This window comes from Ohtaekwangia sp., assembly GCF_036786105.1.
Lineage (GTDB): Bacteria > Bacteroidota > Bacteroidia > Cytophagales > Cyclobacteriaceae > Ohtaekwangia.
The window spans coordinates 9,681-20,519 of record NZ_DAIQRQ010000073.1; the positions used below are offsets into that span (position 1 = coordinate 9,681).

6 protein-coding genes are annotated in these 10,839 nt (G+C 44.6%); all 6 read right to left on the minus strand.

Translation table 11 applies throughout. The features are described 5' to 3' along the window. Positions 1-130: 130 nt before the first annotated feature. The gene (locus V7Q33_RS20720) at positions 131-2,092 is read right to left on the minus strand and encodes a DUF3857 domain-containing protein (RefSeq protein WP_333821120.1); all 1,962 of its coding nucleotides are present in this window, start codon (positions 2,090-2,092) and stop codon (positions 131-133) included. A 3-nt stretch (positions 2,093-2,095) separates the two neighbouring features. Beyond that, positions 2,096-4,024 carry a transglutaminase-like domain-containing protein gene (locus V7Q33_RS20725; RefSeq protein ID WP_333821121.1) on the minus strand — a complete coding sequence of 643 codons (1,929 nt, stop codon included), beginning with the start codon at positions 4,022-4,024 and terminating at the stop codon, positions 2,096-2,098. A 45-nt stretch (positions 4,025-4,069) separates the two neighbouring features. Continuing rightward, positions 4,070-7,303 carry a tetratricopeptide repeat protein gene (locus V7Q33_RS20730; RefSeq protein ID WP_333821123.1) on the minus strand — a complete coding sequence of 1,078 codons (3,234 nt, stop codon included), beginning with the start codon at positions 7,301-7,303 and terminating at the stop codon, positions 4,070-4,072. Positions 7,304-7,472: 169 nt separating this feature from the next. Continuing rightward, on the minus strand, positions 7,473-8,576 hold the full coding sequence (locus V7Q33_RS20735) for a chorismate mutase (protein WP_331979313.1): 1,104 nt from the start codon (positions 8,574-8,576) through the stop codon (positions 7,473-7,475). A gap of 51 nt (positions 8,577-8,627) precedes the next feature. Beyond that, the gene (locus tag V7Q33_RS20740) at positions 8,628-9,533 is read right to left on the minus strand and encodes a prephenate dehydrogenase (RefSeq protein ID WP_331979315.1); all 906 of its coding nucleotides are present in this window, start codon (positions 9,531-9,533) and stop codon (positions 8,628-8,630) included. 57 nt (positions 9,534-9,590) lie between these two features. Further along, positions 9,591-10,839, minus strand: a 1,249-nt coding sequence (locus tag V7Q33_RS20745; RefSeq protein WP_333821124.1) for a pyridoxal phosphate-dependent aminotransferase, incomplete at its 5' end; no start/stop codon positions are given.

Here is a 10,839-nt window from a genome sequence, read left to right on the forward strand (position 1 = left end):
CACAGAATTGCACAGAAAGAATTTTTGGCTTTCGTTCTGTCCATCTGTGATTTCTATGAAATTTTCCTTTTCAAAATAAAAGCCGTACCCTGTTCGGATACGGCTTTGTAATCAATAGTATATCTGTTGATTACTTCGTCTTTTCCAGTACCAGTGTAACCTTGTTAAAGTCTGCTGAAGCGTTGATTACTTTTCTGAAATCTTCGTACCGCGATAGCGGTGCAAATATCTCTTTATAGTATTCCTTGATGGTAATCGTCAGCAGATTGTCTTTCAAAGTATAATCCGATTGAAAAAGGAATGGCGTTTTATCTTTATCCTTATAAGTTATATCGATCTTGATATCCTGCGGATTGCGAATGGTATAACCAGCCGGTATATGTATTTTAATAAGGCGATCATAACCACGGTTAAATTCATTTTCTACCTCTGTGATACGCTCATCATCGCGATACATTTCTACTTGCGGGCCGATAAGCGCACCCACCTTGAACAATATACGAGGGCCGGCTTTCTCAAGAAAATGCGATGACTTGAAATTTACATCGATCAAAAAGTTACCCGCTTGTTTATCGGGCAACGCCTTTGCCGACCACTTCCCTATCGTAGCATCGGGTGCCGTTTGCTTGGTAAGCTCTTCAATCATGCGGGTTTGTTGCTCTCCTGTCATCAGATCGTAATAAGGTGCGAAGAACATCGCGTTGTAGCCACCGAACTCTCTTACCTGGTGTATATCTGTTGCCGAAAGATCGTCACTGAAGGACACATCCATATCGAGATTGTCGCTGCTCAGCGTATAGTCGGAAGCTGGTATAGTTTCAATAGAAGCCAGTCCTGACTTCACTTCGCCTACAGTAAACGGCTCTATGAAAAGCCCTTTTGTAGCCGTGAACTCAGATGGTATAAGCGGATAACGTGATTCAAAAACGGGAGGTGCCAGAAAGCCTTTTGTATCCGGGAAATAGAGTAAGTATTCATCCAGATACGACCACGTATCAAAGCCGCCATCAAACTTAGGTTCTTCACGGCTGCACGTAATTACCGGGTAGCATTTTATACCAACCATTTCAAACGTGCGGGCAAACAACTTGGTAATGCCTTCACGCGAGGCCAGCTTGCTCTTCACGATAGCCGAAATCTGCGTAAGCGATTCTTCGCTGCGCTCACGGTTTACTTTAACCGTTGATTTGATCTTCTGCTCAATGTTACGAATACGTATTTCCTTGCTTTTGGAAGGATTATCATTCAATGTCTTTAAAAATTTCTCCAGCGCCTTGTCGTCATCTTTTGATGTAGTGAACAACAGACTATAAAATGTTTTGGCGGCCTCATCCCACGTATATAGTCGTGCCTGCGAACGAGCCGTATTGTAAGCGAGTTTAAATTCGATGCGCTTGCGGTTCGCATCATAATACGAGAAGGCTTCTTTCTTCATGGCGGGCACATCCGTCATAGAAGCACTGTACTGGTTCACTTCTTTATTGTCGTTTTCCACCTGCTTTACATCAGCGTATCCCTGGTATGCACGGAAATCGAATTTCAAATGGCTCGGGCAACTCAGCATGAAAGAGCTCGCCTTTACGGGTACATCAAATTGCATGAACACCCGATCGAAGAGGCTGGCGCGCATTTTCCGGGTAAAATAATATTCCACCTCGCTTCCAAGCTCTACACCTTCCATGGCAAAAATCCGATAAGCATTACCACTCTCCTCTTCCTTCAGTTCCTTCAGGTTGCTCTTGTCAAAATATATAGCCTTGCCATCTTTATTGATCGAGCGCGCTTTCAAGTCAATCAGATCGATCGTATTGTTCATGGATATAACTATGCGATTGTGCTTCTGAATGGCTTCGTTACTATTAACCAGTATAATACGGTGAATCGTGGAGTACATCAGGAACTGGTTGTCTTCCAACACATACTCATACTGATTGTGCTGTTTAAGAATAAGTTCTGTTTGTTCCTTTTCCTTATCTGTTAGTGTATAACGGCCACGGTTCTTCTCCCATTCATACGGTCTCACTTCTACTGCCCGGGCTGTACCGGCTAATGCAAGCAGTAGTAGTACAGCAATGCTAACTCTCTGTATCATAAGTTACTTTTTCTTCAGGATAATTGATTCTTTATAGGTTTCGCTGATCTGTTTTACAGCATCGTTCCACGCAGTGAACTGGTTTGGTTCCAGCATTACAAAATCTACATAAAACTTTTTCGAGCAACGTATCTTGCCTGGCAATGATTCGTAGGTCACATCGCATCCCAATAGCGAACCATCGTTCTTTGCATTGGGTGGCAAATATTCAACCGTATAGCCATCGGGGATAGCAAGGTCGATCACTTCATACTTTACATACTTGTATTCAACATCGCGAGGTGATGTGCGCGAAGCGATGTTGATGAAATCATTATAGTAGTCCTTGTTAAGATTCAGATTGATATACAGTTCATCTCCCAGCTTCTGAAAATAATCACTCAGGCGAAAATCATACTCCACCCGGGTAGGCTTGTCGCGCTCGTCCATACCCTGGAGCGCATATTTATCGAGGAAAAATTTATTATTACCCTTACCAACCAGCTTGGTAACATAGCGCTTCACATCATCTTTTTCAGAACGATCAAGCTCGTATCCTGCAAACACCTTAGGATAACCTGTCAGCGTACTGATGCCGGTGCCTGTTAACTGACTACCATCCAGTTTGATCGTCATAGAGTCGGTCATAATATTTTTATCACGTGCTATAACGGGAACCTCCTTCACCACATAGTGTGTCGGGTCTATGCCGATCAAAGCCTCTTTGCCCTGTATCATCGATGACGGATATCCGAATGCAGTGTGATCGCTGGTACCGTCCAGGAAATAATACTCGCCATCTTTTGAAATATAGGTTGCTATCATGTGGTTATCAACCAGTGGCGTAGGCACTTCGGTATAGCGATAGGGAAGATCGCGTGTACCGATCCAGGTGTGATATGCTTTTACACCGGCTATCTGCAACATGTTCACGATCAGGTTGGCCATATCTTTACAATCACCATAGCGCTTTTCGCATACATACGAGCCGCTGTGCGGAATCAATCCACGCATACCCTGCTCAAAAGCTATATATTGAATGTTATCCTGCACCCAATAGAAAACCTTACGCACCGTTTCAATCTCCGACTTGCTATCGGCTTTGATTTTCTCTACGATGGCTGTCAACTCCGGGGAATTTTCTTTGTTTAGCTTTTCAACAAATGTATAGTACCAGTGGTATAGATCGTCCAGGTTTGACAATACATTTACCTGTCCTTTCCTGGTCTTGTATGACTTTACGTAACAAACCACGTGTGGCACAAAATAACGGATGGATGGGCTGCTCTCTTCGCTCTTGAGGGCTGGCATATATTGTGCTGACCATTCATAGATCACATTGTTTCCTTTCTCTGTTTTCTTGAACTGGATTTGTTTCTTGTCATCATGCAGCACCTGATAACTCAACTCAACATCTTTTGTTGTCTTGATCGTGTACGATGATTTACCTTGCGGCAGATAACTGGCAAATACATAGCCGGGAACAAAACGCACATCTTTCAGATTTTCACGATATTCGAGCTGCGTGCGATTGTGCGAAGCAATGGAAGGAAAATCGAAGGAGTAGTAATAGGAGTCATCGTAAAATATACCCGCACTGCGATCGCTGTTCTTTTTAAAATCAGATACCACCATTTCTTTGTAACGGTTCTTATCCCAGACCAGCGTCTTCGCCTTGAGGTTGGCCACCTGGTTAAAGTGTGATCCATATACCCGCTTTCCGGAAAATATATCCGATTGTTCCTTCAGGTGAAGTATGTCTTCCGTAACATCGAGAAATACTTTCAGGGAATCGCCATCGGGTAAAATGTTTAGCACCTCAGAACGATTAACAAAAACCGCCGGTTCATCCGGGAATTTGTCTTTGAATTGCTGCCATACATCATCTGACTGCGCGCGGCTCATCAGCACGGTTGCCGGCAACAGAAACAAACTAACAATAATCTTCTTCATACTCACGTTTCTTTTTTTGGGTGTGCGTGTGGCAATGCTATTATACTATTGTTCAGGAATACCCCACCAGAATAAATATTCCCTGGGCTTTGCTCCTTTTTTATTCACGACAGACTTACCGTTGTGGGTACCCCAGGTATAGGTTTCCTGCTTCATCAGCGTACCGTCTTCATAATATTCTTCCACTACACCGTTCAACTCATCATCAAGATACTGGCCCTTCTGACGAAGCTGCCCGCTGGGATAGTATATTTTAAACGGTCCTTCATAATCGCCAGACTTGTAGTTATACTCACTGTATGGCTTTCCGTTGCTGAAGTATAAACGCTTGGTGCCATCGAGCACACCGTTCTTGAAATGCTCTTCATAGGCTGTGGTGCCGTTAGGATAATTAGCCACGATCGCAGTAGTTGCTGTAAACGGAGTCCAGGCACCAAATTCACCTTTAGCATTTACCACGCGATACGCTATCAGATCATCTTCATGGTATAACTTCTCAACAAGGGGAGTTCCTTCGGGAGAATTGTAACGTGCTATACCTTCGCGATTGTTTTTCAGGAATTGCATAACCGAAGAAATTTTTCCATGACGGAAATAGAATGTCCACGTGCTGTCTTGTTCACCCCGCAGATAACTGCCTTCGTAATCCAGGGTGCCATCGGGAAAATACCCTTTCCAGCTTCCTTCAATCGTTCCATTTACATACACACCTTCTATTTTCAACTGATTATTAATGTCGTAGTATTTATAGGGGCCATGTTTGTGGCCTGCCATCATCGGATACTCAAACATCAGGCTTCCATCCGGAAACCACCGCGCCAGCTTGTCGGCATAGTTACCACACTGTATTACAAACCGTGACTGTGATTTTTTAGAAGTAAAGAACGTTTCATAAATCTGTTTATTACCATCTTCTTGCTTGCGCGATGCTACTTCGCCTTTGCTGTTGTAGTTTTTAAGGTTAGAAATAAGCCCCCCCTCATAGGTAGTAACAACGGCTATCTTGCCATCGCTGTTATACTCGTAGTAGTCGCCTGTAAGTTCATCGTTTAGATAGAACGCATCCGATTCGATGGTTCCATCCGGAAAGTAGCTAATCCATTGTTGCTGACGCTGGCCATCCTGCATCCATCCTTCTTCCTTCACTTTTCCATTGGGATGAAATTCCTGATAGTACCCGTGCAGTTGGTTATCTTTATATTGAAATATATACTTCTTTTGTCCGTGCCGGTAATACTGGGTGGCCTCTCCCTGTGCCAAACCATTCACGTATGTATACTCACTCAGCTTCGTCCCCTCCGGCTGATAATATTTCCAGAGCCCTTCAATCTTTCCTTTCTTATAAGAACCTTCGCCATTCAATTGGCCCGTAGCATAAAAAGTTTTAGCACTGGCTGAGCTACCACTCACATCATATTTACCCAGCTCCTTCCCATCTTTATCGAAGTATACTACTTTGTTGAGCACATCATTTTTATACGTCTGAACGGATGTTACTTTTCCATCGGTAAAAAAAGTATCATCACCGTGGTATAGTCCTTCGGCATTGAAGTTACGTTTCTCCGTAACAACACCTCTTGCATCGTAGAAGACCCATTCGCCAACGGATGTTCCGTTTTTAAAAGCACCCGTCTTCTCCAGGCGGCCGGTTGGATAATAATACATCCATGTGCCGGTAGAATGGTCGCTGGCATAAGTGCCTTTCATCTTAAGTTTTCCGCTGGCGTAATACTCTACGTAAGGCCCTTCGCGCAGATCGTTCTTATACTTGGTTACAGAATATATCTGACCATTCTCGAAATAACTGGTAAAGTCACCCACCGCTTTATCATCCGCATACTCATACGTCATATCTACTTTCCCACTAGGAAAGTATGACTGGCCTTTACCATGACGCTTGCCTGCCTTATAAAGCAGCTTCTCGCGAACTCCGCCACAAGCATGGTATAATTCTACTTCTCCTTCAATCTCATCATTCTTTAAAAAGAAGTGTTGCCGCCTGGCCCCCTCCGGGAAATATACTGTTACCTCACCACTCTCAGAGTTTTCAATACTCTTTATAGCACCCGTGTTCAGGTAATATTTCCATGTTCCAATCTTTTCACCTGCTGCACTGTATTCACCTTCGGCAGAACGTTCGCCATTATTATGAAAATACACCCACCGACCGGTGCGCTTTTCGCCTTCCGCTGCGCCAAGGGCATCCAACCTGTGATTATCGTCATACCATGCCTGTACCGGCTTGCTAAAACCAACTTCTGGAGCTTGCAACGTAGCACGTATACTTTTTAATTCTGTATTGGCAGCTGTATAAAAAGTACTGAGTGCTTTATCGTTTTTCTTTCTCCACTTCTTTACCGCATCGTTGGCAGCCGATGCAAGAATGTGATACATAAACGGCTCGGTCAGATTCTGTTGTTTGATAGCCTTATAGAAAGGGAGGTAGTAATTTACCCAGCGGTCTTCAGCCGATGCATTGAGCATGTTCAATTGTTCGAAGAGCATTTCGTATTGCTTCACTACGGGAGCATCTACATCTACTTTTGACTTGAAGTTTTTATCGAGTGCGATCTTCGCGCGTATAATCTGATCGAGCTTCTCGCAATTATTTACACTGATTGGCGATAGTGAACCTTCATCCTGTATCTGGTTCGATACTACTTTATCGATATATACCAGGCGATCGTTGTCTTCATTGTTCACGGCCAAGTATACACCAAACGCCAGCATAGCATGTGTCTTATGGCCCTGGCCAACGGCAACGCGCCCGAGGTTGAGGTGGCTGCCACCGTGAAACGGATTAATAGCAAGCACTTTAAAAAAGCAGTCGATTGCTTTCTCGTAATCTTTGTGATTATAGTATGTTATACCCAGGTTATAAATAAGTGAAGCATCAAACGGATATTGTGCTATAGATTTTTGAAAGAGGTCTACTGATTTTTCGAAGTCACCTTTTTTATCCAATGCTACAGCTTGTGATCGCAGCAAGTGCGAGCGATGACTCTGTGGTTTCTGAAGGGCTTCTTCACATACAGCAATGGTTTTGTCGTATTGCTGATTGGCATTATACGCGAGTGCCAGCTCGGTGAGCATGTATACATAGTTGGTGTCACGCTTCGGCACGGTGAGGAATGTACGAATGGCATCTTCATATTTTCCTGAATCGTACAGCACTTTGGCCTGTTCGATTACCTCACCGGAATTGATCAATGGAATTTTTTGCGCAGAGGCGATGGTCACAAGCATGATGCTTATGACCAGCAGCAGGGAACGAATCATAGAGTAGAGCAGATAAAGGGTATATTTGATGTTCAAAATACTAAAAAGCAAAGTGCCTATCCCCGCAGTGTAATATTTTATTTAAAAGCCTAGAATTAACGAGGCTATAAATAAAAAAAGCGAACAAGAAATCTTGCCCGCTTTTAGAAAAGCTTAAACCGGTATTTCGCTAAACGCGCTCGGCTACCTTGTTCATTACTTTGGTTTGAATCTGGATCGATTCATTATGAATGATCTTCAGCAACTCGCTGGTGAACTCTTCGCTTAGCCCCATTGCCTTACCCAGGGTAATGCGTGTCTGAACGATCTCTTCCCAACGATTCACCTGCAGGATTGTAACGTTGTTATCGCGCTTGTACTGACCGATCTTTTCAGATATCTTCATACGCGAAGCCAGTTTCGACATAATCTCATCATCCAACTGGTCGATCTGCTCGCGCAGAATGCTCAGCGTATCTTTAAATGCCTTATCGTCAGAAGAAACCGTACGAACTACCAGACCTTCGATGATCTTGCCCAATACAGCCGGTGTTACCTGCTGTTTTGCATCACTCCATGCGGCATCCGGGTTGATGTGACTTTCAATCATCAAACCTGCCATATCAAGGTCGAGTGCTTTTTGTGATATCAACGCGATCAATTCGCGGTTACCGGCAATGTGGCTGGGGTCGCAAATGATATCCAGCTCAGGTATACGGGTTTTTAGTTCTATACCCATATCCCACATCGGAGCATTGCGGAACGGGCCTTTTTCGAAAGAAGAGAACCCCCGGTGTATAGCAGCCATCTTGGTAATGCCGGCTTTGTTGAGACGCTCCAATGCACCGATCCACAGTTCCAGATCAGGGTTGATCGGATTCTTCACCATTACCGGTATATCTACACCCTTCAATGAATCAGCAACTTCCTGCACAGAGAAGGGGTTCACAGTAGTACGTGCACCGATCCAGAGTATATCTACACCGGCCTTCAAAGCAGCTTCTACGTGCGCGGCATTGGCCACTTCGGTAGTGATTGGCAAACCTGTTTCTTTCTTTGCAGTCGCCAGCCATTTCAGGCCTTCTTCGCCTGAACCTTCGTATTGGCCGGGGCGTGTGCGCGGCTTCCATATACCGGCACGCAATGCGTGTACTTTACCGGTGGCTGCCAGTTGCTTGGCAGTAGCTACTGTTTGCTCTTCGGTTTCGGCACTGCAAGGGCCACTGATAATAACGGGCTTGCTGGCCGTTGGCAACCAGGAAGAGATTGATTGAAGTTTTAATGAATGTTTCATACGATGATGCGGTGTTAGAGTATTTACAATTTTTGATTTATATAGTTATGATTATTGTTTCACCGGTTGTTCAGCCTGCTGCATTTCATTCTGAATTTTTGTTTTCAGCTCTATACCATCCAGCACGCGCCTGATCTCGTTGGCACCCGACATGATGCGGTTAAGCTCTTTGATGTCGCGCTTCATGAGGTGATAGTGAAAACGCTGCAGGTGCATGATATACTCCAGCAAAGCCTGACTTAAATATTCCTGATTCTGCTCAAATATAGGAGCCCACATTTCAGGTGAGCTTTTTGCAAGACGCACAGTCGAAGCAAAACCGCTGCCTGCCAGGGCGAATATATTTTTCTCGTCTTTCTCGATGTCAAGCACGGTTTGCCCTAACAGGAAAGAACTCACGTGCGAAAGATGCGATACATAGGCTACGTGCTTGTCGTGCTCTTCGGCTTCCATAAAGATGGTGCGAAGGCCCAGTGCATTGAATGCGCGCATGGCTACTTCCAGTGCGTGGTCAGAAGATTTTTCTTTCTCGCAGATGATGTTGGTTTTATTTCTGAATAACCCACTGAAGGCTGCTTCCGGACCAGAGTTTTCGGTACCAGCGATCGGGTGTGCGGCTACCAGTTGTGAACGCTTGGGATGACCAGCCACGGTGCGGCAAATAAGGCTTTTCGTAGAACCGGTATCAATCACTACAGCGGTTGATTTCACAGTATCCAACACAGAAGGCAATAACTGACACAGCGCATTTACGGGAATAGCCAGGATTACGATATCAGCTTGCGATAAAGCTTTGTCTTCTGTAAGTATCTTGTCTACCAGCCCGAGCTCTACAGCCTTCAAAGCATGATTGGTATTCAGGTCAATCCCCACAAGTTCTGTCGCCACTCCTGCTTTGCGCAAGTCGATTGCGATGGAGCCGCCTATCAATCCCAATCCGACTACTGTTACTTTCATAATCTTTTTTCGTTATGATTTCCGTTTATTACAACAGAGATCTATAGTTGTCTATGTCTATTTTACGTCCGATAGTTGTTTCTCAGCAGGTGCCCTCTTCAAAAAATCCTCTACGCGTGAGAGTGCCTGGTTGAGCGATTCTACCGTGCAGCAAAGAGAGATGCGTATATACCTTCTGCCGGCTTCACCAAAAATGAAACCTGGTGTAATGAATACTTTGGTTCCGTAAAGAATCTCATCAATCCACTTCTCCACATCGCGTATATGTGCAGGAGCCTTTGCCCAAACAAACAAGCCTGATTGTTTTTCAGAATAGGTGCATCCCAATACATCCAGTAATTTCCTGGCTACTGCTTTGCGTTCTGCATATACTTTGTTCAAAGAAGTGAACCATTCCTGTCCGCTCTTTAATGCTTCGGTGGCCGCATGTTGTAAGCCCAGAAACATACCTGAATCCATATTGCTTTTCACTTTCAATACAGCTTCAATCAATTCCTTCTTTCCGGCAACCCATCCCAATCGCCAGCCAGCCATGTTGTGCGACTTGCTGAGTGAATTCAATTCCAGCGCCACTTCATCTGCTCCTTCAATAGACAGAATGCTCATCGGGTTATCGTTCAACACAAGACTATAGGGGTTGTCGTTTACGATGAGAAACTGATGCTTGCGCGCCAGGTCTACCAACTCTTTCAGTTCTTCGCGTGACGCTACACGGCCCGTAGGCATGTGCGGAAAATTCACCCACATGATCTTTACTTTTGAAAGGTCACTTTTCTTCAGTGCTTCTACATCAATGCCCCAGTTCAGTTCTTCTTTCAAATCGTATGGCCTCAGCTTCGCTCCTACCAGGTTTGCTACCGAAGAGTATGTAGGATAACCAGGATTGGGAATCAACACTTCTTCACCCTCATTCACAAAAGCCATCGCGATGTGCATAATACCTTCTTTCGATCCCATCAACGGCAGAATCATCGTTTCAGGATCAAGCGTTGTGTTATAAGTCGTTTGGTAAAAATCAGCAATCGCTTTACGGAAGGCAGGTATACCTTTGTAATTCTGGTAGCCATGATTCGCAGGATTTTTAGCAGACGCGATCAATGCATCAATCGCACCCGATGATGGTGCCTGATCGGGGCTACCGATTCCAAGGTTGATAACGCGAAGCTCCGGTGTATCCAACCCACGCACCTCAGCAAGCTTTCTGCTGAAATAGTACTCTTCTACGTTCGCGATTCTGTTGGCTGTTTTTATCATACTCGTTCGTGTTAAGTCGGGAAGACGGGAAGTCCGGAAGTCGGAAAGTTTT

What these genes read in the sequence shown, in the direction of transcription:
- V7Q33_RS20720 (WP_333821120.1), bottom strand. Translation starts at nt 2,092, where the DNA reads ATGATACAGAGAGTTAGCATTGCTGTACTACTACTGCTTGCATTAGCC.
- V7Q33_RS20725 (WP_333821121.1), bottom strand. Translation starts at nt 4,024, where the DNA reads ATGAAGAAGATTATTGTTAGTTTGTTTCTGTTGCCGGCAACCGTGCTG.
- V7Q33_RS20730 (WP_333821123.1), bottom strand. Translation starts at nt 7,303, where the DNA reads ATGATTCGTTCCCTGCTGCTGGTCATAAGCATCATGCTTGTGACCATC.
- V7Q33_RS20735 (WP_331979313.1), bottom strand. Translation starts at nt 8,576, where the DNA reads ATGAAACATTCATTAAAACTTCAATCAATCTCTTCCTGGTTGCCAACG.
- V7Q33_RS20740 (WP_331979315.1), bottom strand. Translation starts at nt 9,533, where the DNA reads ATGAAAGTAACAGTAGTCGGATTGGGATTGATAGGCGGCTCCATCGCA.